The organism is Mucilaginibacter litoreus, from assembly GCF_042676805.1.
In the GTDB taxonomy this organism is placed as follows: domain Bacteria; phylum Bacteroidota; class Bacteroidia; order Sphingobacteriales; family Sphingobacteriaceae; genus Mucilaginibacter; species Mucilaginibacter litoreus.
In genome coordinates, this window is sequence record NZ_JBHTHZ010000002.1 from 185,318 (window position 1) to 211,128 (window position 25,811).

A 25,811-nucleotide genomic window follows, 5' to 3' on the forward strand; every position below is an offset into this window, starting at 1 on the left:
TTTTGTGTAACAGTTATGAAGAAGATAATTTTAGTATTGTTTTTTACGTTTACAGCATTCACTGCGGCATTTGCGCAGCGTTTTGCTTATGTTGATTCTGATTACATTTTAAAACACATGCCGGAATATGCATCATCGCAAAGGCAACTGGCCTCGCTGTCAGAGCAGTGGCAAAAAGATGTTGACGGCCGTTTTCAGGAAATTGAACGCCTGTATAAAGCTTACCAGGCCGATCAGGTTTTAATGACACCCGATGTGCGTAAAAAGCGCGAAGCGGAAATAGTGCAAAAAGAAAAAGAGGCAAAAGACTATCAGCGGCAGATATTTGGCCCGGAAGGAGAGCTTTCTAAAAAAAGCAACTCACTGATTAAACCAATCCAGGATAGAGTGTCTAAAGCGGTACAGGCAGTTGCCGAAAGCGAAAACCTTGATATGATATTTGATAAAAACAGTGAGGTGATAATGCTGTATGCAAATCCGCGTTACAACAAAAGTGATGAAGTGATAACACGGTTAGGGCTTAAGCCGGGTGTACTTGCCAAATAAAAATTTATATATTAGAACTATTATTAAACACAGAAAACAAAAATGAAAAAACTATTTAAAGTTGCTTTAGTTGCAGCAGGGATGTTATTTGCAGGCAACTTTGCCCAGGCTCAGTCAAAAATCGGACACATTAACTTTTCGCAGTTAATTGATATGATGCCTGAGACTAAAACTATTAAATCTCAGCTCGATATTTATCAAAAGCAATTCATCGACCAGTTAACTACAATGAATGGCGAATACCGTACTAAAGGCGAGGCATATCAAACTAAAAGGGCAACCATGACTGATGCACAGCGTACCGCTGCAGAAGGTGAGCTACAGGATATTGCAAAACGTATGCAGGATTACCAAACTTCATCACAACAAAAAGTTGAAGACAAACAAAGAGAATTAGGCAAACCGCTTATCGATAAGGCCCGTGGCGCTGTTGAGCAGGTAGCTAAAGAAAAAGGTTATGGTTATGTATTGGATACCACCAACGAGTACTTAGTAGTATCTCCGGCAGCTGACGATCTGATGCCTGCTGTAAAAACCAAATTAGGTTTAAAATAAGTCAACCCAATTTAATTAATTTTACAAAAAGCGCCTTATTAAAGGGCGCTTTTTTACTTTTGGTACTATGTTAAATAACGGTCCGATAGGTGTATTTGATTCGGGTATTGGTGGCCTTACGGTACTGCGCTCCATAATTGAGCAATTGCCGGAATATGATTACCTGTACCTGGGCGATAACGGGCGTGCACCTTACGGAAACCGCTCGTTCAACACCATTCATCAATACACGTGGGAGTGTGTACAATGGATGTTCAGGCAAGGGTGCCCCTTAATCATACTGGCCTGCAACACCGCTTCGGCAAAGGCGCTGCGTACCATACAACAGCAAGACCTGCCAAAGCAACATGCTGAAGAAAGGGTTTTAGGCGTTATTAGGCCCACCGCAGAGGTGATAGGCCAGTATAGCAAAACGGGCCATGTGGGGGTTTTGGGTACCAAAGGCACAGTACAGTCGGGCTCTTACCTTTTAGAGATCGCCCATTTTGCACCCGAGATAAAGGTACATCAGCAGGCTTGCCCAATGTGGGTGCCGCTTATAGAAAGCGGTGAGTATAAAAATGATGGTGCCGATTACTACATTAAGCAATACCTGGACCAGCTGGTAAACCAGTCAGAAAGCATTGACACCGTGTTGCTGGCCTGTACGCATTACCCGCTGTTGGAAGATAAGATCAAAACTTACCTTGGCGCTGATATTAAAGTTATAGGTCAGGGTGATATCGTAGCCGCCAGTCTGGCCGACTATCTGCAACGTCATCCGGAAATGGAACAGCGCCTTACGAAGAACGGCACCCGGCGTTTTTTTACGACCATGGATGATACCCCCGAGTTTGACAACCATGCCTCACAATTTTTCGGCAGCACCATCACCAGCACTTTTACAGATGTAAGGGAAGGGTGTGCGTAAATGTGGAGATTGCGGATATGCATTGGAATAAAGAAGGCACCGAAATGTTAGTTTGTTTTGGCCAGATCATAGGGCCAAGAAATTAAAATATCAGTTATGAAAAGCCGAAGTTTAGTTATTATTGGTTTATCTTTAACTGTGATAATAATCATTGTATTATTTTACAAAATACACAATGATGCATTAGCTGAAATGAAAGCTTACCCCGCACATTTTAGTATAAATATATCTGATAATTACAGGTCGCTCTTGGCAGATAATGATAAAATCAAAGTATTAAAAACAACTTCTGAACCGGATAGATGGCCAGTCACTGACATTAAGATCGATAATAAATATGTAATAGAAATCATACGGTTAAACGGATCTTTTCCAAATGCCCTCGACTCTACAATAACAGTAAATCAAAAGGATGAACATATTTCGTACGACTATACATATTCCCGTTCGTTAGAACAAATTCCTTTTTATATACGATATATTTTGCAGGGCCCGGCTATATCAAACACCATAATTGCAAACGTTTCAGGCGATCAAATAAATATTCAAAAGCAAGGAGATACGGTTATTTCATGTTTTGCTTACCTAAAGAATTTTTCATTGAAATACGGACTTAAAAATCCGCAGGATATCCATGTGGAACAAGAGAACGATACAAAAAAGCTGCCGATTGAGATCATGTTCAGAAAAAAGTCAGATCAAATTTATCTGATAATGATCATGGGCAAAGATGAATCAATACCAGTGTATAGTGGCTTATATAAAAAGATCCTTAGATAGGCAAATTATAAAGGCTACGATGAGGGAGAGCTACTTTATTAATAAAGGGTAAAATGCAATCGGCCTATGTAACATTCCCCAATTCTTCTAATTCCAAAAATTCGAGTTCAGACAACATTCTGATAATTCTCAAATCCTGTAAATTCTGATTCAGACATTCACCTTATTTAAAATCCATCTAAAAAACAACTACTAAACCAGTCAAGTTTAAGCAGCATTTAGTAAGTTTGCAACCCAAAGCAAACGCCTTGAATTTTTACATTACATATTTTATTGTTGCTGCAGGTCTATTTGCTTTTGTAGCGCTGTTTACCATGTTTGGCGTATATGCCGAGCGTAAGGTAAGCGCGTTTATACAACATCGCCTTGGCCCAACAGAAACCGGCAAATGGGGTACCCTGCAGGTATTAGCAGACATGATAAAAATGGCTCAAAAGGAGATCATTATACCGGCTGCTGCCGATAAAATATTATTTGTAGCCGCGCCTATCATCATCTTTATAGGGGTATACCTGGGTTTTGTTGCCTTACCCTGGGGGCCGGGAGTTATCCCGGCGAATATTAATATTGGCCTGTATTATATTTTCGCGATTATATCTATCGAAACATTGGGAATATTGATGGCCGGATGGGGATCTAACAACAAATTTTCCATATTAGGCGCTATGCGCTCGGCCGCGCAGATCATCTCTTACGAAATACCTGCAGGTTTTGCCATTATATCGGTAGTGATGATTGCGCAAACCCTCAATTTACAGGATATTGCTACCCAGCAGGGTATACTATCTGCAGAAAAGGTTAAGTTTTTTGGTTTGTGCGACGTTACTAATGTAGGCGGAATCCTGTCATGGAATGTTTTTAAGGCTCCCCATTTATTGATAGCGTTTGTAATTTATTTTATAGCCTCACTTGCCGAGAGTAACCGCGCGCCGTTTGATATACCCGAGGCAGAGTCTGAATTGGTGGCTGGCTTTCATACCGAATATACCGGATTGCAGTTTGCGCTCGTTTTTCTGGCCGAATATTCGATGATGTTCCTGGTATCCATGTTGGCGGTGATTTTGTTTTTAGGCGCCTGGAATACACCATTGCCTGATATAGGTACCGTGAAACTGGCAACCTGGACAACCGGTACCATTTGGGGGATACTTTGGATACTGTTAAAAGCGCTGTCACTGGTAGGGGTACAGATGTGGATACGCTGGACACTGCCCCGTTTAAGGGTAGACCAGCTAATGAACTTATGCTGGAAGGTGCTTACCCCGCTGGCTTTTTTATGTATGCTCATATCCGGCGTATGGCGATTGTGGGTGATGTAATATAAGTCGGAAGTTTTAAGTCGGTAAGTCCGCAGATTAAAACTTAGAGTTTAGGATTTAGTATTTAGAGTTTAGAATTAAATTTTAGATTTTAGCATTTTGATAAACAGTACGTTAAAAGGTTTTACAACAGCATGGAAAGGTTTGAAAATAACCCTGAAGGCCCTTTTTACGTCGAACAGAAAGCGAAAGGTAATACCAGTTACCGATAATAATTACTTTAAGCTGCAGGAAAGTACCAACACTATTCAATATCCGAAACAAAGCTTACCAGTACCGGAAGTGGGCAGGTACCAACTGGATGTAGAGATAGACGATTGTATTGTATGCGACCTGTGCGCTAAGATTTGCCCGGTAGATTGCATAAATATCGAGTCGATCAAATCGACAGAGGGCGTGATCGGCGAAACATCCGACGGCTCAAAAAAGCTGCTGTATGCCGCTAAATTTGATATTGATATGGCTAAATGTATGTACTGCGGCCTGTGCACTATTGTGTGCCCAACGGAGTGCATCACCATGACCAACCAGTACGACCGTACAGTATTTGATTTGACACAGCTAACCTACGAGTTTTCAGACATGTTGCCAGAAGAAGCTGCCGAAAAGCGCCGGTTGTTTGATGAGCAGCAGGCTGCTAAAGCCGCTGCCAAGGCCGCAGCCTTAAAAGCAAAGGAGGGCGGCGCATGACTATGCTAAAGGTTTTATTTTACCTGATGGCTTTTATAACCTTAGGTTCGGCATTGGTGGTGGCAGCAGGCAAAAACCTGGTTCGCAGTATATTTATGTTTTTTGTTACGCTGTTTGGCCTTGCCGGTTTATATGTTTTGGCCCTTGCCGATTTTGTAGCCGTAACACAAATAGTGATTTATGTTGGAGGGATATTGGTGCTGATATTGTTTGCCTTTATGCTATCAGGCAAGGAGGCTTTAGACCGCGCATCACAGCAAAGCAGCCGTTTCATCAGTTTAAATAATCTGCCTGCTTTATTATTAGCCCTGTTGTTTCTGGTTGTAATGCTCAACGTGGTATTTAAAGCGCAGATCAACAACCTGTCATGGGTAAAGCTGGCTATCAGTACACACAATGTGGTTGATGCAAATGGTGGTGGCATTAACGAGATAGGGGTAAATTTAATGACGCGCTATTTGCTGCCTTTCGAGGTAATATCTATACTGCTAATGATCGCCCTGGTTGGGGCCGCTCATCTGTCGCGCAGGGAAGGAGGGCAAAGGTTATGATCACTCTCAACGATTTTATAGTGATAAGCGTACTGCTGTTTTGTATCGGGTTGTTCATCATCGTATCAAAAAAGAACGCTATACAAGTTTTGATAGGTATTGAGCTGATGCTTAATGCTGCAATCTTAAATCTTATTGCCTTCGGCCGGTATGATCGCGCGGCTAACGGCGGGCAGGTATTCGCCCTGTTCGCCATAGTTTTGGCAGCCGCAACAACAGCTGTTGCCCTGGCCATTATACTGAATGTGTACCGTAGGTATAAAACCATTAATCCGGATAATGTAAACCAGTTGAAAGATTGAACCCCACCCTCTCACATACCGACACGCAAACCGTAACGCTTGCTATTACAGCAGTAGTGTTGCCCTTTGCCGCCTTTGTTTTGAATCTGCTGCTGTTTAGTAAAAACAGGGCAGCCGCATGGGTATCAACGCTGGCAATTTTGTTGAGCCTTGTGCTTTCGGCAAGGGTATTTACTGATGTTTGGAATAATCATATCATCCATGCGCAACAGGTTTGGTTTACTGTGGGCGCTACCAAAGTGCAGGTGGGTTTATTGCTCAATAATCTTTCGGTACTGATGCTGTTGCTGGTTCCGGCTATTGCATTACCTGTGCATATTTACTCCATAGCTTACATGAAGGATGATGACGGTTACAGCCGATACTTCAGGTACCTCAGCATGTTTTGTTTCAGTATGCTTGGCCTGGTAGTGGTTGATAACCTGATACTGCTTTATGCATTCTGGGAGTTGGTGGGCTTTTCATCATACCTGCTTATCGGCTTTTGGTTTACAAGGGAAAGCGCAGTTATGGCTAATAAAAAGGCGTTTATAATGAACCGTATAGGGGATATTGGCCTGCTTACTGCCATCATTATATTTTTTACGCAGTTTGGCACTTTTGATATCGATGCTTTGTTTGGTAACAACGGACTGGTACCGCTATCGAATATCGCAGGTAATAGCTGGGTGGCCGGGCCGCACAGCATCCCTGCCGTGTGGCAGTATGTGGCCTTTACAGGTATATTTTTAGCTGTAGCTGCAAAATCGGCCCAGTTTCCTTTGCACACCTGGCTGCCCGATGCCATGGAAGGCCCTACCTCGGTTTCTGCCCTTATACATGCCGCTACAATGGTGGCAGCAGGCGTTTTTCTGTTAGGCAGGGTTTATCCCATGTTTAACGATGTTGAGCTGACAATACTGGCTATTGTAGGTTGCTTTACCGCTTTCATGGCGGCTACCATCGCACTTACACAAAATGATCTAAAACGAATCCTGGCTTACTCTACCATATCGCAGTTAGGCTACATGGTGCTGGCTATGGGGGTTGGCGCTTATGCTTCGTCGATATTTCACCTGGTTACCCATGCTTTTTTTAAATGTTTGTTATTCCTGGTAGCGGGTATTGTTATACATCAGGTAAAACATATTAAGGAGGATAATAATCTGGATATCGACCCGCAGAATATATTGCACATGGGGGGCTTGCGTAAAAAGCTGCCGGTTACTTTTGTAACGGCAATCATCGGCAGCCTGGCCCTGATAGGTTTGGTGCTTACATCGGGCTATTTGTCAAAAGACGGAATCCTGATACAATCCTTTTCATGGGCCGAAAGTAAAAGCGGCTTTTTTATACTTATTCCGGTATTTGCCTTATTTACCAGTTGGCTTACTGCCTTTTATGTTTCAAGGCTGATGGTAAAAGTTTTCTTTGGCGAGTTCCGGCTGCAAAAGGTAAATCCGCATATACACATTTATATAGGCGATGGTGGATGGCTATACAAAGCGCCTTTGATATTCCTGGCTTTATGCAGTCTGTTCCCGCTATTTTCATGGCATCCCCTGTTATATGAAGATGCGTGGTTATATAAAAGCTTCCTGCCATCAAACTTTTTAGTACGCGAGAATATTTATCACACCATCATCCCGGCTTTAGTGAATATTTTAGCGATAGTGATCATGTATGTTGCTTACTGGCTTTATGTGAAACGCAACAGTTGGTCGTTCCCTCAAACGGGGTTTTTATATCATTTGTCGTTTAAAGAGTGGTATATCGATAGTTTTTACAAAGCGGTTGTAGTTAGGTTTGTGATGTGGTTAAGCAATGCGCTTTACTGGTTTGATAAACGCGTTGTAGATGGGATAGTGAATCTGTTGGGCAAAGCAGGCATTGCAGTATCTGCCGTGGCTGCCTGGCTCGACAAATATATACTTGATGGATTTTTGCACCTGGTAGCCGGTATTGTACAAGCCCTGGGAAACTTTGCCCGGCGTTTTCAAAGCGGCAAAGTGCAGTATTATTTATACAGCATGTTGCTGGTGCTCATCGCTGTTTTTATTTTTAAAATGATCTGGACCTGATGAACCTTTTATCGCTCCTCATATTTACACCGGTATTATTCGGCCTGATAATTTTGATGCTGCCGTCTTCCATGCGCGTGGCTTTTAAATACATTACCTTGGCAGCAACTGTGCTGCAGCTATGTATAAGCATATATATCTACCTGCATTTTAAAACAGGGGCTGCTTTTGGCGGTATCAATCATCAGGATCAATTCCAGTATATTCAAAAGCTGCCATGGATAAGTCTTGATCTGGGTGCACTTGGCCGCATGCAGATAGAATATTTTGTAGGTATCGATGGCGTATCGGTTACGCTGCTGGTCATGTCGGCCCTGGTGATGGTGGTAGCGGCTATTGCTTCATGGGAGATAACCAGCAATTTGAAGGGCTTTTTTGCACTTTTCCTGCTGCTGGATATGGCCGTTATGGGCGTATTCTGCGCGTTGGATTTCTTCCTTTTTTACACCTTTTACGAGCTGATGCTGCTGCCCCTTTATTTCCTGATTGGTATGTGGGGCGGGGTGCGCCGGGAATATGCAGCTATTAAGTTTTTTCTGTATACACTGTTTGGTTCGGTGTTTATGCTGCTGGTGATGGTTGGCCTGTACCTTTCGGTAACAGACCCTGCAACCGGAAACCATACATTCAATATTATCCACATGATGAACCCGGTCAACTATGTACAAGGTTCGGTATTTTCTATTCTGAGTAAAGCATCCATATTGGGGATGCCCGCCCGCACAGTAGGGTTTGTGGTCCTATTTATTGCCTTTGCCATTAAAGTACCGGTAGTGCCGCTGCACACCTGGCTGCCGGATGCCCACGTAGAAGCACCTACACCGGTATCTATCATACTGGCAGGTATACTGCTTAAAATAGGGGGCTATGGTATTATACGTATCTGCATGGGTATCTTCCCGGATGTGGCTTTATCAGGCGCTTTCTGGCTTGGCCTTTTAGGTGTCATCTCTATTCTGTACGGCGCATTCAATGCCCTTGCCCAGCGCGACCTGAAGCGGATGATCGCCTACTCATCTGTATCGCACATGGGTTTTGTGCTGTTGGGTATTGCCTCGGCCACGGCCGAGGGTATCAGCGGGGCAATCATGCAAATGATCAGTCACGGCTTTTTATCAACCATGCTGTTCTTTTTGGTCGGCGTTATTTACAGCCGCGTGCATGACAGGGATATTTACAATTTCCGGGGGTTAGGCACATTGATGCCGCGTTATACCGTATATGTAATGGTTGCCTTTTTTGCTTCTTTAGGTTTGCCTGGGTTTTCGGCCTTTGTAGCAGAGGCGTTTTCTCTGGCAGGAGCTTTTAAATCGCATTCTGTGAATGGTTTATTGCCCCATTGGATGGCTGTTTGCGGCTCGGTAGGTATTCTGCTTAGCGCCGCCTATTTCCTGTGGACATTGCAGCGCATGTTTTTTGGTTCGCTATCACTCAAGGGTGGCGAAACATGGAAGATCGCACTGACCGACCTTAATATCCGCGAGACTCTAACGCTGCTTCCCCTGGCGCTTATCGCATTGGCTCTTGGAATAATGCCATCATTGGTATTTGGAAAAATCAACGACTCGGTACTGGCGCTGGTTCAGTTTTTACAGAAGTAATAAAAATTATTTCGACCAGTGTTTATGGAAACTGAAGGCAGGCTGCATCATATAAGTAATAAAACTAATTGTTATGATTAAGAAACTATTACTTATCGCATGCCTTACGCTTAGTTTATCAGCAGGGGCCTTTGCCGACGAAGACCAAAAGGTAACATCCAGAGTACAAAAGGTAACTTTATTTTTAAATGGGGCGCAGGTAACACGCACAGCCTCCGTAAACATTACAGCGGGGACATCATCTTTGGTGTTTGATAATATTTCCCCCGATATTGATGCGCAAAGTATACAGGTGCGCGGCGCAGGTAATTTTACCATCCTGTCTGTAAAGCATGAGATGGATTACCTTAACGTGCAGTTGCGCCAAAAAAAGGTAGAAGAATTAAGGGCCCAGCAAAAGGAGCTTCGGGATAGGGTCGCTTTGCTTAACGCTTCGCTTACCATCAACCAGGAAGAGTACAACATGCTGGTGAAAAACCAGACGGTAAGCGGACAAAACAGTAATCTGGATCTTATAAAACTAAAACAGGCGCTTGATTTTCAAACCTCGCGCTTAACAGAGAATAAAAAGAAGGAGCAGGCCATTAATAACGAGATAGCCGTTATCAACACAAAGCTTTTGCAATACGACAAGCAGATAGCCGATATGGTAAAAGGTAACGGGAAATCGCTCGCTACCAGTAATATACTGGTTACCGTATCTGCCAAAGCACCGTTGCAGTCGCAGTTTACACTAACTTACGTGGTTAAAGATGCCGGATGGTATCCTACTTATGACATCCGGGCAAAGGATGTGAACAGCCCGGTAAGCATCGCTTATAAAGCCAACGTAAGGCAGCAGTGCGGCGAAGAATGGAAGAATATCAAGCTAACACTTTCCACCGGTAACCCAACCGTTAGTGGCAGCAAGCCGGAACTGAGGCCATATTACCTTAATTATAACATGCTTTATGCAAATAGCAGGGCCGCCATTACCAAAGTTACCGGTAAAGTGTTTGCTTCTGATGATCGTCAGCCAATCTCCGGTGTTAGTATTAAGGTAAAGGGCACATCCATCGGCACACAGACCGATGCAAACGGCGCTTATTCCTTACAGGTACCTGCGGGCAATCCGGTGTTAGTTTATAGTTTCGTGGGATTTGAAAACCAGGAGCGTACCGCATTAACAGAAAATATGGATGTGATGCTACAGCCTTCGGCTAACCAACTCAATGAGGTAGTGGTAGCGGGTTACAGCGCAATAGACGATAATCAATACAAAAAAGACGTAACAAGCAGTGTTCAAAGTGTGCCCGGAGCTTTAAGGGAAATAAGAATCAGAGGTAACTCAACACCAATCGAAGTAGAGCAGGTAGAAAATCAAACCAATGTTGAGTTTGCTATTGCCAACCCGTATACCATCCCGGCGGACGGTAAGCAATATGCTGTTGAGATCAAAGAGGTCAATACCAACGCGTCTTACCAGTACTATTCGGCGCCCAAATTGAGTACCGATGTTTTCCTGACCGCGCAAATTACCGATTGGAACAAACACAACTTCCTGTCAGGTGAGGCCAACCTGTTTTTTGAGGGAACCTTCATCGGGAAATCGTTAATTGATACCCGCAATACTAACGATACGCTTAACTTATCATTAGGTACTGATAAAAATATCCTGGTAACACGTACCTTGCAAAAGGATTTAACCGGTAAGCAGGTTTTAAGCAACAACAGGAAAGAGTTACGCGATTGGCTGATAACCGTAAAGAACCGCAAGGGCCAGCCGGTTAAGCTGTTAATAGAAGATCAGATACCGGTTTCGCAGAATACAGGCATTGATGTGGAAATGCTGGACACCAGCGGCGCTGAAATAAATAAGGAAACCGGCCTGTTATCTTATAACCTTAACTTAAATTCGCAGGACGAAAAGCAGCTGCGGGTAAAGTACCAGGTTAAATACCCTAAAAACCAGGCAGTAATTGTACAGTAATAAATGAAGGATCTGTTACCTAATATAACCACTCAATTAAATGATGTTTTAGCCAGCTTAGGCTACTTTGTGCCCGAAATTTATTTAACCGCGTTGTTTATAATAATATTGGTAACAGATCTTTTATTTGGCAGGCGATCTGCCAGGATGTGCCGTTTAATTGCTACTGCAGGTATGCTGATAGTAATTATCCAGGTTATTAACCAGCAGATAAAACTACCAGATAACGAAGCATCCGGTTTGTTCAACGGCATGCTTTTACTGCACCATACGGGAATTGTATTTAAGCTGATAACAGACGTACTGGCCCTCATCCTGCTAATGTTTTTTGCCTGGGACGAGAACCTTAAAAAACATAAAAAAGGCTTGTCTGATCTTTATACCATAGTTATTGGGTCTGTACTGGGGTTGCACCTCATGGCCATGGCTGTCAACCTGTTGTCTGTCTACCTCGCTATAGAAATGGTGTCGATAGCATCGTATCTGTTAACTGCTTACCGCACTGAAAATGCCAAAAGTACCGAAGCAGGACTAAAGTATGTTTTGTTCGGCGCAGCAGCATCGGCGGTTATGCTGTACGGTATCTCGCTGATATATGCTTTTACCGGGACACTCGATATCTTTTCGCAGGAAATGAAAGATAACCTGCTACAGGTAAACCATTTCAGTGTTTCATTCGCTGTTGTATTGATACTGTTGGGCATAGGCTTTAAGCTATCGGCTGTGCCGGCGCATTTTTATGTGCCCGATGTATATGAGGGTGCCGCTACGCCCATTACCGCCTACCTTTCAACTTTACCGAAAATTGCAGGGTTTGCGTTGCTGATCAACTTCATCACTCCATTTATAGCAGGCGCTTATGTAAACCTGGCCGGTGTAAATTTGAGGATTTTATTGAGTGCGGTGGCTATAATTACCCTGCTGGCAGGTAATTTTGCGGCACTTTGGCAAAACAATGTTAAACGAATGCTAGCCTATTCTGGCATCGGGCATACAGGCTTTGCGCTAATGGCTGTAGTTACTTTCAGCAGTCAGGGTTTATCATCGCTTACCTATTACCTGCTGGTTTACGGCTTGGCAAATATCGCCGCGCTGATGCTTGTCAATTACTTTGAAAATAATGAAGGTATAACCAATATAAGTGATTACAAAGGCCTCGGTTTTAAGTATCCTCTGGTATCGGTTTGCTTTGTAGTGGTCATGATATCTTTAACAGGCATTCCTGTAAGTGCAGGCTTTACAGGTAAAGTATTTGTATTTTCGGCCGTTTACGTCATATACCAGCAAACACATGATGTATGGCTGATGGCCCTGCTGATTACCGGTGCTGTAACCACTGTTGTCAGCCTGTTTTATTACATTAAAGTACCTCTTAACCTGTTTCTGCGACGTAAAGAATTTGCTTCCAATGAGCATTCCTATTCGGTTAGCATAGTAATTTTTTCTTGTGCGATTGCATTATTGTTAATAATATTCGGGATTTTCCCTGATTTACTAACTAAAGCCTTGTAATATTTTCAAAAATTAAAAGTTTCTTTAACATTCCTTAATAAATTGTATAAATTGAGGCCGTTTAAACTAAATGGTTCTCAATTTGACATGAAACGCTATTTTCCATTCATTCTTGTCCTTATAATTTTAGCATTAACGTTTATTTTCCCATCTGTTGATTTCGAAAAAACAGAAAATCCAAATTTTAACACCGGTGATATTGCCTGGATGCTGATGTCAACCGCGCTGGTTTTGATCATGACACCCGGTTTAGCTTTTTTTTACGGTGGAATGGTCAATAAAAAGAACGTAATATCTACCATGCTGCAAAGTATAGTTTGTATGGTGATCATTACTGTAATGTGGGGTATTTTTGGTTTCAGCTTGGCGTTTGGGGATAGCATAGGCGGTGTTATAGGCAACCCAGCAACTTATTTCATGATGAAAGGAATGCTTGGCAACGTAAGTTGGAAACTTGCGCCTACTATTCCGTTGCTGCTGTTTGCCATGTACCAGCTTAAGTTTGCCATTATTACACCTGCGCTGATAACCGGTGCTTTTGCAGAGCGTATCCGTTTTAATTCTTATATCATCTTCCTGGTATTGTTCTCCATCTTTATATTCTCGCCCCTGGCACACGCCACCTGGCACCCGGATGGCGTACTGGCAAAACTGGGCGTGTTGGATTTTGCCGGCGGAACAGTAGTTCACATGTCTGCCGGATGGGCGGCATTGGCTTCGGCTATATTTTTAAAACGCCGTAACGAGGCAAACCACTCGCCGGCCCGTATCACCTACGTAATGATAGGCACAGGTTTATTATGGTTTGGCTGGTTTGGGTTTAATGCGGGGTCGGCATTTGGCGCCAACCATTTAGCGGTAACGGCTTTGGCAACAAGTACAACGGCATCTGCAGCGGCAGGCGTTACCTGGATATTTTTTGATATGGTGCGTGGCCGCAAGCCATCGGCAATGGGCACCTGTATTGGTGCTGTAGTGGGTTTGGTTGCTATAACGCCTGCTGCAGGCTTTGTAAGCGTACCGCACTCGTTGGCTATAGGTATCATTTCGGCCTTGGTGAGTAACCTGGTGGTAGAGTGGCGTACCCGCACTTCTATTGATGATACACTGGATGTGTTCCCTTGCCACGGCGTAGGGGGGATGGTAGGTATGTTGCTGACCGGTGTTTTTGCCAGCCAGCAGGTTAACCCTAACAATGTTACCGGCGATGGTTTATTTTTTGGACATACACATTTGTTCCTGATCCAATTGCTCGCATTGGTCGCAACATCGATATTCTCGTTCTTTGGTTCGATAGTGCTGCTTAAAATAACAGATATGATTTCGCCGTTAAGAGTATCAAAAGAGGACGAAGAGCTTGGCCTCGACCTTAGCCAGCATGGCGAAAAACTCTAAGATTTTTAATGATCAATAAATTCAATTTGGCCCCGCTTTGCGGGGCTTTTTTATGCTTGTTAAGTTTTATATTTGGCTAAACCCCATTTCAATGAAATACTTTTTGTCTTTTATCCTTTTGTTTTTCATCGTTTGTCAAACTAATGCCCAGGAGGCCCCGGCAGACAGCGGTGCATTTTTGCTACATAAGTTTGAGCAAAGTATTGGTAAAGAAACCTATAAAATTTACAATTATCGCGACAGCAAAAAGTACATGGTTGATTTTAAGTTTGTAGACAGGGGTTCACCCGTTCCACTAAAAGCAACTATCAAAGTAAATCCGGTTGGCGACCCGCTTGAAATGGTAATCAAAGGCAATACTTCGCGTTTTTCAACCGTGAACGATTCCATTGTTATCAAAGGATCGTCTGCATTTGTACGAGTGAACGATACATCGTTTACAAAAATTATTAAAGCTAACGCATTTCCTATTGCCGGATATTCGCCGGCAACAGTGCAACAATTGCTGTTACAATATTGGGACAAGCAACGGCAACCTGCCACTATTCAAACACTTCCGTTTGGTGCTTTGCAAATCAAAAAGGATGGTACAGACAAGTTGCAGTTTAATAATAAGTCGTTAACATTTAACAGATATGTTATCAGCGGACTGATATGGGGTAATGAATGGGTTTGGACCGATGAACATGGCCGTTTGATATGCATCCTTACCATCGACGCCGAAGGCGATAAAACAGAAATAATGAGAGATGAGCACGAACCGCTGTTGCCAGAATTAATAAAAAGGGCAGCCGGGTACGGGATGGCTGTGTTTGCAAAGGCAACACCTGCAGATAAAGCGGTATCTTCCGTAATAGCGATAAAAGGGGGTAATATTGTTGATGTGGAAACCGGCTTTAGCTTTCCTAATGGCGTTTTAATCGTAAATAACGGTAAAATTACCGGCGTATATAAAGCGGCCGTAACCCCAATACCCAAAGGTGCGCAGGTTATTGATGCTACAGGTAAAACCATTATGCCCGGACTGTGGGATATGCACGCTCATTTTCAACAAACTGAATGGGGCCCGGCTTACCTGGCGGCAGGTGTTACCACCGTGCGCGATTGCGGGAATGAGCTTGGTTTTATTGACGGTATCCGAAATGCTATAGATAGCGGTAACGGCATTGGGCCTAAAATATTAATGGCAGGTATAATTGACGGCAAAGGGCCGATGGCCTTAGGAATTATACAGGCAGATACCAAAGAAGAAGCCATAAAAGCGGTAGATAACTACAAAGCCAGGGGTTTTGATCAGATAAAGGTCTACAGCTCTGTTAAGCCGGCTATCCTTAAAATAATTTGTGATGAGGCACATAAGCAAGGGTTAACCGTTACAGGGCATATCCCTAATGGAATGAACCTCAAAGCTGGTGTTGACTCGGGTATGAACATGGTGAACCACCTGCAATATGTATATAGCCTGATGAAACGGAATGCTGACCGGTCGATCAACTTCGACGACTCTGTAAGTAAGGTGGCTATACAATTCGTAAAAGACCACCATACGGTTATCGATCCAACTGTTGGTGTGTATGATCTGTCACTGCGTGATGTTAAAAGCGATATCACAAAGATGGAACCTGCGTTTTACACGTTGCCACTGCCGCTGCAAACGCAATTTGCAAATACCGGCGAAGACTCTGCCACTCATGCAAGGTTTTTACCTATGCTGAACAGTTTAAAAACACTTGTTAAAAAGCTTTATGACGAAGGCGTGCCGATAGTTGCAGGCACGGATATGGGCTTCCCCGGCTTTAGCGTTGCCCGTGAATTAGAGCTGTATGTTGAAGGAGGGCTGACACCCGCTCAAGCTTTAAAAACGGCTACCATAATTCCGGCCCAGGTGATGGGTTTGTCGCAAAAAACAGGATCGATCACTACAGGTAAAAACGCGGATATCATTATCATAGATGGTGATCCGCTTACCAATATCAGCGCCGTAAGAAATGTAAAAACCATTATTAAAGGCGGCAAGGTTTACAACCCCACTGTACTGCATAAAATGGTGGGGTTTAGTAAGTGATATGATCGTTGATCAAAACATGGAAGGCCAGCTTAAGCGCAGAGTGATCAAGATATTCAGCCTGAGCTTGTCGAAGGTTTAAATTGATAAACGGGTAGTAATTATGCTATTGGTACAAATCCGGTTTAAACCGTTTGGCTAAATAGCCTGTCGCTTTTTGCGTTTCAATTTCAGCAATGATAATACCTTCCTGGCCGTAAGATTGGTAGGCAACACATTTACCATCAGGGCTAATAATAGATGATGTTGATTCCTGGTATTTCATGGCATAACCTACGCTGGCAAAATAAATGGTGTTTTCTAAAGCACGCATCATCATTGCTTTTTCGTAATACGGACTATCTACATGGCCCCACTCGGTAAGTTCTACACCTTTCAGGTCGCTGCCGCTTAAATGCGGATGAAAAACAACATGTGCGCCCTCTCTCGCTGCCCAGCGCACCGACTCGGGGTAGCGGAAGCCCTCATGGCAGATCGTAATACCAAACTTTAAGCCCGCCACCTCAAATATATTGCGGGCTGTACCCGGCTGCCAGGTGATGTCCTCGCTTGGGTCTAACTGGTTTTTGCTTTGGTAACCAAGAATTTTTCCATTCGCAGAAACTACTTGCGCAACGTTCAAAAACTTATCGGCCTCATACCAATCCATCGGGATAATGATCGCTATGGAATGTTTAGCGGCTATTTCGCACACTTGTTTCAAGGCATCAGTAAGTTCCTGGGCGGATGCTTGCTCAACCGGATAGTCGGCAAGCGGATATCCCGGAATAAAGGTTTCAGGGAAGCAAACTATAACAGCTCCCTGTGTGGCTGCTTCCTTAGCAAGCAGGTCAACCGAGTTTAAAGCTTCTGCAACAGAACGTGGAAAGTGAGGGGTCGCCAACGCAATTTTCATGCACGTAAATTTACTGCTTACCATTCATGCTTTTATAAACTTTTAAGGTATTTTACAGTTTGTGGTATCTGCGCGGCGTGGTCGGGGCTTTCATCCTCAATAAAGTAATGTTCAATACCGGCTTCTTTTGCAGCTTTCAAAACTTTAGGTATATCAATCTGGCCGGTGCCAAGTGCTACGTCATTCTTAATATCGGTGCCTCCGGTCAGGTCGTTCGCTACGCCTTTTCGGATATCTTTAAGGTGCATCAGTTTCCAGCGCTTAGGGTATTCCCGAAGCAATTGTGCGGGGTTCGCCCGTCCATGAAAGGCCCAAAGCATGTCCATTTCAAACGATACGTACCCGGAGTTGGTGTTTTTAACGATGTAATCAAACAGTGTCCCGTCTTGGTATTTGACAAACTCATACCCATGATTGTGGTAACAAAGAGTTATGCCGTTTTGCTGCAGTACCTTTCCGGCAGCGTTAAAATCAGCTACGGCTTTTTTGGCATCATCAATTGTAAAAGTGCTGTCATGCGGAATCCAGGCAACCATAATATATTTTGCACCCAAAGCTTTGGCATGTTTTGCCGCATTTAAAGTGCTATCGGTTACCATCTCATAGCTGAGCCCAATAGACGGCATGGTTATTTGATGCTCATCCAACATCTTTTTAAACGCTTCCGGGCTTGGTGTTCTTAGGGTTGGGGCCTTCCATCTCGGTTATGCCTAAGGCTTTGATCGTATCCAGCACCGCGGCTGTATTGTTTTCGTATGATGCACGGTAAGTATATGATTGTACGCCCAGTGGCATATCAAACAAAGGTTTGTTCTTTTGGGTGCATGAGCCGCATAAGATTGCCGCAAAAGCAACCATAGCAATAGTTGAATAAATGTTTTTCATTGGTTTTAAACTGGTGTATCCAAAGGTAATACCCCTGCCGCTAACATTGCTGCATCATTTTAACAATTTGTTATACAATGGTTACAAGTGTGTTAAAAATAACTACTAATTAATGACAATATGTTTAAACACAATGTAAGATAAAGTCTTACCTTTGCGTGCTCATTACCAATCATGAGCGATCAGATTAAACATGAATGCGGTGTGGCATTTATCCGCTTACTAAAGCCACTTTCTTATTATCAGAAAAAGTACGGCACTGCGCTGTACGGATTAAACAAGCTTTACCTTTTGATGGAAAAACAGCACAACCGCGGCCAGGATGGTGCGGGTGTTGCTACCATTAAACTGGATATTGAGCCGGGCAAACGCTATATAAGCCGGCACCGATCGATGGCTTCAAATGCGGTGGCTGATATTTTCGAGTACATTCAGAAAAAGTTTGCTGAGATACAGAAGGAGATGCCGGAGAAAATGGCAGATACCGAATGGCTCAAAGAGCACGTAAGCTTTACAGGCGAAGTGTTATTGGGCCATTTACGTTATGGTACGCATGGGAAGAACAGTATTGAAAGCTGCCATCCGTTTCTGCGCCAGAATAACTGGATGACCCGTAACCTGGTTATTGCAGGTAACTTCAACATGACGAATGTTGATGAGTTACTGCAGCAATTGTATGATTTAGGCCAGCATCCTAAGGAAAAAGCTGATACAGTAACTGTTCTTGAAAAGATAGGGCACTTTTTAGATACCGAAAATCAGGGCTTGTTTGACCAGTATAAACGTGAGGGGCTGGACGATAACAGGGAAATAAGCAAGTTGATTGCAAATGACCTTGATGTTGCCAAGATACTCCGCAAAAGCGCCAAAAACTGGGACGGTGGTTACACCATAGCCGGGATTATGGGCCATGGCGATGCCTTTGTAATGCGCGACCCTGCCGGTATACGCCCTGCTTATTATTTCAGGAATGATGAGATTGTAGTAGCGGCCTCTGAGCGCCCTGCGCTGCAAACCGCGTTTAATATACCTGTAGAAGAGATTCGCGAAATTAAACCTGGCCATGCGCTTATTGTTAAAAAGAACGGTAAGATCACCGAAGACCAGTTCAGTGAACCGAAAGAAAAAAAATCATGCTCTTTTGAGCGTATTTATTTTTCGCGCGGCAGCGATGCCTCCATTTACCGCGAGCGTAAACAATTGGGCCGGTTGCTTTGCCCGCAGATATTGGAAGCGGTTAACCATGATATAAAGAATACGGTATTCTCCTATATTCCAAACACTGCAGAGGTTGCTTTTTACGGAATGGTAGAAGGTGTGCATAAATATATTAAACAATACCAGCGCGACAGGCTTTTGAATCGCGAGGACAAGATCAGTGAAGAAGAATTGTCTGAAGTGCTGGCAATAGCCCCAAGGGTTGAAAAAATTGCTATCAAAGACGTTAAGCTGCGTACCTTTATAACACAGGATGCAGACCGGTCTGAAATGGTGGCCCATGTGTATGATACTACTTATGGTTTGATCAATAAAGACGCGGATACCCTGGTAGCGCTTGACGACTCTATTGTACGCGGTACCACTTTAAAGCAAAGTATCCTGAAGATATTAGACCGCCTTGGCCCTAAAAAGGTGGTGGTTGTGTCTTCTGCTCCGCAGATACGCTATCCGGATTGCTACGGCATTGATATGTCGCGCATGGGCGAGTTTGTGGCTTTTGAAGCCGCAATCAGCCTGTTGAAAGAGCAAGGTAAAGAGAACATCATAGTTGACGTTTATAACAAGTGTAAACAAAGTTCATCTTTACCGAAAGAGGAAGTAGAAAATTATGTAAAAGCTATCTACGAGCCTTTTACAGATCAGGAAATTTCTGATCGTATCGCTAAGATCATTACCCCGCCAAATATTAAAGCTAAGGTTGAGGTTATTTATCAAACTTTAGATAACCTGCACAAAGCCTGCCCCGAGCATTTAGGCGACTGGTACTTTAGCGGCGATTACCCAACCCCTGGTGGTAACAAGGTGGTTAACCGCGCCTTTGTTAACTGGATGGAAGGTAATAATCAGCGGGCTTATATGTAAATTAAGCTGAGAACTTAATGCTAAAAGGCGAAAGGTAATGACTTTTCGCCTTTTTCGTTTACCTCTTGCTTGTCCAGGTGTCTTCACTTGGAGAGACGATGTTGTAAGCGTCTACGCTTACAATTCTTAGGCTTAAGTGCAGACACTTAAGCCGGCGCAGGGCTCAGGACCTCAATAAACGATATCATTGCGAGGAACAGCGCGGCAATCTCACAGGACAATTGGATATGCTGAAAAAATTGCAAATCCATTCCTAACTAAGAATAAAGCTGCCTCGAAAAATACTTATGCAGGGTGTGCCGAAAAAAAGAAGTGAGTGACCAGCCTGTCCAATAAAACAAAGGCGGCAATTATCAGGGCGATACCTGCAACCTCGTTAAGGCGGTGTACCAGTTTGGGCGATATCTTCTCACGCAGTTTATTGGCATAAAACGCCTTTACCGTATCCAGGCCGAATTGTACGATTAGCACGGTTAAAAACATAACCGCAATTTTAAGCGAGCGGTTAGGCACTCCTTCATGGTAAGCCGTACTTGCCACGCCTATAACAACCGTCCAATGGAAAAGTATGGTTGGGTTAAAAATGCACATCAGGAAACCTTTAAGAAAGTAACCCGCCTTATTAACCTTTACAGGCACTGAATTTTTATAATTAACGTCGGATTTTTTGAAGATGTAATAAATTCCAATGGCAAAAAGTATAATGCTGCCAACAATGCCGGCTATAGTTTTATCGTGTGCTGTAACATCAAAGTATTGAGAACCGAACAAAATGGCTCCTACGAACACCATATCACTGCAAACAACACCAAGCGCCAAAGCAACGCCCGCCTGAAAGCCTTTATCGATACTGGTTTTAATTAATGCGAAAAAAACGGGGCCTGTCAAAAAAGTCAGCACTAACCCAAACCCGATCCCCGAAATAATAGCGTCTATCATTAAGTGAGGCTTATGTCCCTAATTGCCTGAAAAAATCAGGACACTAATATGCAACTTTAAATCTGTTTAACAACAAAACTTGCTGTCTGATTTACATTTTAAAAAAAATAGGGCATAATTATAAAAATTAAATTATGTTTAGTGCTTTAAATACACCAATAGAATTACCTTAATTAAACAATGGAACAAAGCAATTCTACCAATAATCGATCGGCATTATATTCGTTAATCACCGTTTGGTTTTTCTGGGGCTTTTCGGCCGCATCCAACGGGGTTTTCATCCCTTTTTGTAAAGCGCATTTTCACTTATCACAGTTCGAATCACAGTTGATAGATTTTACATTCTACGGCGGTTATTTCATCGGTTCGTTAGTGCTGTATTTCGCTTCGCAAATAAGTAAAATCGATATCTTAAACAAAATAGGATACAAAAACGCGATTGTTATTGGCTTGCTTATCTCTGTAGCAGGAGCCCTGTTAATGGTGCCGGCTATAAATGCAGGGGTGTTTGGGTTTATATTAGGCGCTTTCTTTATTATCGCCATTGGGTTTTCCCTTCAGCAAACCGCAGTTAACCCATTTATAGTAGCATTAGGCCCGCCTGAAACAGGTGCCACCCGTTTAAACTTAGCGGGCGGGGTTAATAACTTTGGTAGCATACTGGGCCCTGTAGTAGTGAGCTTTTTATTATTTGGTTCGGCTACAAGCACATCTAACGCTGTAGTTTCCATTTCGTCGGTAAATAACCTGTATTATATATTGGCTGGCTTGTTCCTGATACTGGCTATCTTTTTCTGGCGTACAAATTTACCTAAAGTAACCAGCGATGAGAAGATAGAGCAAAGCAATAAGGCAAACTTTCCCTTGTTTATTATTTTTATAGCCTTTTGCCTTATCCTGGCTGCTACACCATTAAGTAATGCCACAGGTTTATCAACCTCATACTACGTTTATGGCGCTTTATTTATTATCATAGTAACGCTTGTAAGGTCATCTTCTGCAGCTACCAAACATAAAGAGGGATGGGGAGCTATGAGGTATCCGCAGTTGATTTTGGGTATGCTGGCTATTTTTACTTATGTAGGTGTCGAAGTAACCATCCAGAGTAATTTTGGCGCTTTATTAGAAACACCGGCGTTTGGCAGCATTTCTGCAAAAGACATTGCACCTTACATTTCTTTATACTGGGGTAGCTTAATGATAGGCCGGTGGACAGGTGCTATTGGTGTATTCGATGTATCTAAATCAACCCGTACAGTGTTGACCATCGTTGTTCCGTTTGTTGCATTTGGTGTAGTATTGTTAGCGAACGTAATAAGCAACGCTAATATCGCACACTTGGCGCCATACGGAATTTGCGTTATTTTCCTGATTGTCGGCTTCCTGTTAGGTAAGGAAAAACCTATCCGCACCTTAAGTATTTTTGGTTTGATGGGTGTTGCGTTTATGGCTATTGGTATGCTTACTAACGGTATAGTTGCTACGTATGCTTTTATCAGCGGCGGTTTATGCTGCTCAATCATGTGGCCGTCTATTTTTGCATTGGCATTGGCCGGATTGGGAAAATATACCAGCCAGGGTTCATCGCTATTGATCATGATGATCCTGGGCGGTTCTATCATACCACCGGTACAAGGTATTCTTGCTGATGGCAGCGGTAAACTTGTACCCGGCATGAGCGGTATCCACTTCTCATACATCGTACCATTGATCGGGTTTGCTTACCTGGCGTTTTTTGCCTGGAAAGCTGGTGCTGAATTACGCAAGCAGGGCATTGATATCGATCATATCGAAGCAGGTGCCGGACACTAAAATACTTAAGTCATTGAGTTATTAGGCCGTTGAGTCATTATTTAACCCGACGAGCTAATGACGGTGAAAAATGACCTGATACTAAATATGGATAAACCCAGTTTCGAAAACATTTTTATGAATCTGGCAACCGACCTGGCCAAGCGCTCCCATTGCGTTAAGGCCCAGGTCGGTGCCGTTTTAGCCAAGGATACCCGTATTATTTCAATTGGTTACAACGGCCCGCCTGCCGGAACACATAATTGCGATGAAGAATGGCCTCAAACCGGCTGCGCACGTGACTCTAAAGGGAGCTGCTCACTTGCTCTGCATGCCGAAGAAAATGCGATACTTTACGCCGTAAAAAACGGCGCTAACCTTGAGGGTGCAACCTTGTACACCACCTTATCGCCATGCCTGCCTTGTGCCCGGCTGATCTTCTCGGCAGGTATTAAACAGGTTTATTACGATAAATCTTATGCCCAATACAAAGGCTTGCCGAGCGACGAAGGGGTAGACTTTTTAAATCGTTTCGGGGTTAAGGCGATGAAGGTGGGAGTAAGTAGGCAATCAGCAGATACACTTTAAAATATTAACCCCTCGTCATTGCGAGGAACGAAGCAATCTCTAAGCTATCACGATATCTCGACGCGGCGGCTTTGTTTATATAATGGGTAATTAATACCCTCGCAATGACGGGATTTGAATTCATCTGATAGCACGAAAGAATATATGCTAAATCTGTTAAATAGTGATTACGCTTTAACCCTTCAATTTCTCCACTTTATCCAGCGCAAACTGCAGCTGCTCTTCAGGTGTAAGGTTGGTGTTATCTAAAATAATGGCGTCTTTAGCCCTTACCAGCGGGCTTTCTTCGCGCGTAGTATCGCTATAATCGCGGTGGGCGATGTTCTCAAATACTTCTTCTAAAGTAATATCAGGGTTTTTAGTGCGGATCTCATCATAACGGCGCTGTGCACGTACTGCCGGGTCGGCGGTCATGAATATTTTGAGCGTAGCGTTAGGGAACACCGTAGTGCCTATATCCCGCCCGTCCATCACAATGTTTTTTGATTGGCCCATGCGCTGCTGCTGCTTCACCATTTCGCGCCGAACCTCTTTTAAAGCCGATACCTCGCTTACCTTTTCAGATACGGGCATCTGGCGTATTTCGTCAGATACTTCTTCGCCATTGAGCGTAATATGGGTTTCGTAATCGCGCGAATGAAAGTTAAGATGAATATCTTTTAGTGCCGCCTCGATCTGTGCGTGGTCGGCAGAATCAATATTGTTCCTCAGAAAGTATAACGCTACGGCCCTGTACATGGCGCCACTATCAACATATATATAATGCAGTTTTTTGGCTAAAGCTTTGGCTAAGGTGCTTTTACCACATGATGAGTAGCCATCAATAGCTATAATGGTGTTATTGCTCATGGGAACGCTAAGGTACAATTTTTAGTCGGCTTTAGTAATTTGCAGTCAGCCATTGCGTACAACTCTTTTGCGTTAAGAATGTTAAGTTTGCAAGCATGAACCTGAACAAAGCAGAGCTGCAACGCGAGCTTATCTATAAAACATCCAGAAGTGGCGGTAAAGGCGGACAAAACGTAAACAAGGTATCTACCAAGGTAGAATTGTTATTCCCAGTTAACGACAGCCCTTTGTTCAATGAAGATGAAAAGCAGCTGATTAACGAAAAGCTTCAATCGCGCTTTAACAAGGATGGTTTTATACAGGTGATATGTGATGAGGAACGCAGCCAGTTGCTGAACAAGGAAATAGCACTCAACCGTTTATTACAGTTGCTTACAAACGCCCTGCGCAAGCCAAAGGCACGCAAGCCAACGAAAATAAGCAAAGCGGCGAAACAGGCACGTTTAGATAATAAAAAAGCGCAATCAACCAAGAAAGCTGGCAGAAGACAAAGCTTCGATTTTAATTAAACCTGTAAAGCAGCGTAACCGAGCCCCATTGGTGGGTTGATTTTACCATTTGTTTGGTGTCTTTGGTTTGAATTACCGCGCCAATATCCAGAACAATGCGGCTGCTCACATAGCTTACACCCAATTGATTGCTGAAAATAAACGGCTCTTTATCCAGCGTGACTTCCCGGGTGCCTGCTTCGGGATGGTCTTTAAACATACTGCCCTGTATGGTGGCGTCATAACCTACCAGGTTAGCCTGCGGTTTGTAGTAAAAGAAAAGCTCATGATTGTGCAATGGCGGGGCAACGTTAGCCGTTGAGGCGGTGCTTTGTGTACTTACAGAATGAAATAACTGGTTAAAGTTTCCTAACCGGATCAGCGGCCCGATACCTGCACCGGTAAACCCTGTGCCCAGGTTAACATAGCTCGCCAGCGAAATATCCGCCCATGAAGCACGTGCAAGTAGTTTGTTATAATCGGCAGAAAGGTTAAGCTCTACATCATTCCGTATTTGATAGGGCCAGCCGGTAAGCTTGTAAAAGCCGAAAGTATCATGTATAAAGTTCTGGATAGGTTCGCCTCCGGCGGCAGGCCCTACAATGCCCACTTTAGCGCTTAGCTTTAAGTTACTTTCATTTTTATATAAAAGATTTAAAGATGAGCCTGCATATAAGTAACCGGCGAAGGGCCTGTCTAAAAATTCAGTAGAGGGTATACCGCCCGACTGTGCGTTGAAAATTTTCTGCCCTATTTCAAACTCAAGTACTTTATTGGCCAAAGCAGGGTTTTTGCTTGCATCAAGCGCATGCCTGTAATAAATAAATATTCCATTAGTATAATACCTGTCTGAACCCTGGCCCAAAAAGGAGTCGTTTTCAGACATTGCACCGATCTCGGTAGTGCGGGTTTGAGCAAAAACAGGGGCTGCCGCAAGCAGGCAGGCAACCAATGTTAATAGTTTAAATTTCATTACGGGAATTAAAGTGTAGGGCTAAAATAATAAAAAAAGCAGGGTGAAGGCCCTGCTTTAAAATAT

The 25,811-nt window shown here is 43.4% G+C and carries 24 protein-coding genes; 18 read left to right on the forward strand and 6 right to left on the reverse strand.

The annotated features are described in order from the left end of the window. Window positions 1-15: 15 nt before the first annotated feature. The 14 genes from ACFQZX_RS04185 to ACFQZX_RS04250 all read left to right on the forward strand — a co-directional run bounded on the left by ACFQZX_RS04185 (window position 16) and on the right by ACFQZX_RS04250 (window position 16,255). Complete coding sequence (locus tag ACFQZX_RS04185) at window positions 16-546, forward strand: OmpH family outer membrane protein (RefSeq protein ID WP_377111645.1); 531 nt, start codon at window positions 16-18, stop codon at window positions 544-546. Between the two features lie 42 nt (window positions 547-588). Further along, the gene (locus tag ACFQZX_RS04190; RefSeq protein ID WP_377111648.1) at window positions 589-1,101 is read left to right on the forward strand and encodes an OmpH family outer membrane protein; all 513 of its coding nucleotides are present in this window, start codon (window positions 589-591) and stop codon (window positions 1,099-1,101) included. 67 nt (window positions 1,102-1,168) lie between these two features. Continuing rightward, the gene (gene murI / locus ACFQZX_RS04195; RefSeq protein WP_377111651.1) at window positions 1,169-2,011 is read left to right on the forward strand and encodes a glutamate racemase; all 843 of its coding nucleotides are present in this window, start codon (window positions 1,169-1,171) and stop codon (window positions 2,009-2,011) included. Window positions 2,012-2,107: 96 nt separating this feature from the next. Continuing rightward, entirely contained in the window at window positions 2,108-2,791 is a 684-nt protein-coding gene (locus ACFQZX_RS04200) for a hypothetical protein (protein ID WP_377111654.1), read from the forward strand. A gap of 248 nt (window positions 2,792-3,039) precedes the next feature. After that, window positions 3,040-4,110: an NADH-quinone oxidoreductase subunit NuoH gene (gene nuoH, locus ACFQZX_RS04205; RefSeq protein ID WP_377111657.1), complete on the forward strand. Its 1,071-nt coding sequence runs from the start codon at window positions 3,040-3,042 to the stop codon at window positions 4,108-4,110. Window positions 4,111-4,209: 99 nt separating this feature from the next. Next, window positions 4,210-4,800 (forward strand): 4Fe-4S dicluster domain-containing protein, encoded by a 591-nt coding sequence (locus ACFQZX_RS04210; protein ID WP_377111660.1) that lies wholly within the window; start codon window positions 4,210-4,212, stop codon window positions 4,798-4,800. Window positions 4,801-4,826: 26 nt separating this feature from the next. Continuing rightward, complete coding sequence (locus ACFQZX_RS04215) at window positions 4,827-5,351, forward strand: NADH-quinone oxidoreductase subunit J family protein (protein ID WP_377111662.1); 525 nt, start codon at window positions 4,827-4,829, stop codon at window positions 5,349-5,351. Beyond that, complete coding sequence (nuoK, locus tag ACFQZX_RS04220) at window positions 5,348-5,653, forward strand: NADH-quinone oxidoreductase subunit NuoK (RefSeq protein ID WP_377111665.1); 306 nt, start codon at window positions 5,348-5,350, stop codon at window positions 5,651-5,653. The genes ACFQZX_RS04215 and nuoK overlap by 4 nt, the downstream gene beginning before the upstream one ends. After that, on the forward strand, window positions 5,650-7,713 hold the full coding sequence (gene nuoL / locus ACFQZX_RS04225) for an NADH-quinone oxidoreductase subunit L (RefSeq protein ID WP_377111667.1): 2,064 nt from the start codon (window positions 5,650-5,652) through the stop codon (window positions 7,711-7,713). The genes nuoK and nuoL overlap by 4 nt, the downstream gene beginning before the upstream one ends. Beyond that, window positions 7,713-9,314, forward strand: a complete 1,602-nt coding sequence (locus ACFQZX_RS04230; RefSeq protein WP_377111670.1) for a complex I subunit 4 family protein — start codon at window positions 7,713-7,715, stop codon at window positions 9,312-9,314. The genes nuoL and ACFQZX_RS04230 overlap by 1 nt, the downstream gene beginning before the upstream one ends. Before the next feature lie 73 nt (window positions 9,315-9,387). After that, window positions 9,388-11,283 (forward strand): mucoidy inhibitor MuiA family protein, encoded by a 1,896-nt coding sequence (locus ACFQZX_RS04235; protein WP_377111673.1) that lies wholly within the window; start codon window positions 9,388-9,390, stop codon window positions 11,281-11,283. Window positions 11,284-11,286: 3 nt separating this feature from the next. Further along, the gene (locus tag ACFQZX_RS04240; RefSeq protein ID WP_377111676.1) at window positions 11,287-12,795 is read left to right on the forward strand and encodes an NADH-quinone oxidoreductase subunit N; all 1,509 of its coding nucleotides are present in this window, start codon (window positions 11,287-11,289) and stop codon (window positions 12,793-12,795) included. A gap of 87 nt (window positions 12,796-12,882) precedes the next feature. Beyond that, window positions 12,883-14,190, forward strand: coding sequence for an ammonium transporter (locus tag ACFQZX_RS04245; protein WP_377111679.1), 1,308 nt, complete (start codon window positions 12,883-12,885; stop codon window positions 14,188-14,190). 91 nt (window positions 14,191-14,281) lie between these two features. Next, entirely contained in the window at window positions 14,282-16,255 is a 1,974-nt protein-coding gene (locus tag ACFQZX_RS04250) for an amidohydrolase family protein (RefSeq protein WP_377111681.1), read from the forward strand. A gap of 106 nt (window positions 16,256-16,361) precedes the next feature. Here the strand turns inward: ACFQZX_RS04250 and ACFQZX_RS04255 are convergent, their stop codons facing one another. The 3 genes from ACFQZX_RS04255 to ACFQZX_RS04265 are packed head-to-tail and all read right to left on the reverse strand — an operon-like array spanning window position 16,362 to window position 18,035. Then, window positions 16,362-17,150, reverse strand: a complete 789-nt coding sequence (locus ACFQZX_RS04255; protein ID WP_377111683.1) for a carbon-nitrogen hydrolase family protein — start codon at window positions 17,148-17,150, stop codon at window positions 16,362-16,364. Window positions 17,151-17,182: 32 nt separating this feature from the next. Then, the gene (locus ACFQZX_RS04260) at window positions 17,183-17,800 is read right to left on the reverse strand and encodes a sugar phosphate isomerase/epimerase family protein (protein WP_377111686.1); all 618 of its coding nucleotides are present in this window, start codon (window positions 17,798-17,800) and stop codon (window positions 17,183-17,185) included. A 4-nt stretch (window positions 17,801-17,804) separates the two neighbouring features. Beyond that, window positions 17,805-18,035, reverse strand: a complete 231-nt coding sequence (locus tag ACFQZX_RS04265) for a hypothetical protein (protein WP_377111689.1) — start codon at window positions 18,033-18,035, stop codon at window positions 17,805-17,807. A gap of 174 nt (window positions 18,036-18,209) precedes the next feature. On the opposite strand from ACFQZX_RS04265, the gene ACFQZX_RS04270 reads away from it, so the two are divergent. Then, window positions 18,210-20,117, forward strand: coding sequence for an amidophosphoribosyltransferase (locus ACFQZX_RS04270; protein ID WP_377111691.1), 1,908 nt, complete (start codon window positions 18,210-18,212; stop codon window positions 20,115-20,117). A gap of 285 nt (window positions 20,118-20,402) precedes the next feature. Here ACFQZX_RS04270 and ACFQZX_RS04275 read toward each other — a convergent pair whose 3' ends face one another. Further along, window positions 20,403-21,056 carry a LysE family translocator gene (locus ACFQZX_RS04275; RefSeq protein ID WP_377111693.1) on the reverse strand — a complete coding sequence of 218 codons (654 nt, stop codon included), beginning with the start codon at window positions 21,054-21,056 and terminating at the stop codon, window positions 20,403-20,405. Window positions 21,057-21,236: 180 nt separating this feature from the next. On the opposite strand from ACFQZX_RS04275, the gene ACFQZX_RS04280 reads away from it, so the two are divergent. After that, window positions 21,237-22,868 (forward strand): MFS transporter, encoded by a 1,632-nt coding sequence (locus ACFQZX_RS04280; protein WP_377111696.1) that lies wholly within the window; start codon window positions 21,237-21,239, stop codon window positions 22,866-22,868. Between the two features lie 87 nt (window positions 22,869-22,955). Further along, entirely contained in the window at window positions 22,956-23,435 is a 480-nt protein-coding gene (locus ACFQZX_RS04285) for a deoxycytidylate deaminase (protein WP_377112479.1), read from the forward strand. A 174-nt stretch (window positions 23,436-23,609) separates the two neighbouring features. On the opposite strand, the gene cmk is transcribed toward ACFQZX_RS04285, so the two are convergent. Next, window positions 23,610-24,284 carry a (d)CMP kinase gene (gene cmk, locus ACFQZX_RS04290; RefSeq protein ID WP_377111698.1) on the reverse strand — a complete coding sequence of 225 codons (675 nt, stop codon included), beginning with the start codon at window positions 24,282-24,284 and terminating at the stop codon, window positions 23,610-23,612. Between the two features lie 95 nt (window positions 24,285-24,379). On the opposite strand from cmk, the gene arfB reads away from it, so the two are divergent. Then, window positions 24,380-24,793 carry an alternative ribosome rescue aminoacyl-tRNA hydrolase ArfB gene (gene arfB / locus ACFQZX_RS04295; protein ID WP_377111701.1) on the forward strand — a complete coding sequence of 138 codons (414 nt, stop codon included), beginning with the start codon at window positions 24,380-24,382 and terminating at the stop codon, window positions 24,791-24,793. Here arfB and ACFQZX_RS04300 read toward each other — a convergent pair. Continuing rightward, window positions 24,786-25,745 (reverse strand): lipid A deacylase LpxR family protein, encoded by a 960-nt coding sequence (locus ACFQZX_RS04300; RefSeq protein ID WP_377111703.1) that lies wholly within the window; start codon window positions 25,743-25,745, stop codon window positions 24,786-24,788. The genes arfB and ACFQZX_RS04300 overlap by 8 nt on opposite strands. Window positions 25,746-25,811: the final 66 nt, after the last annotated feature.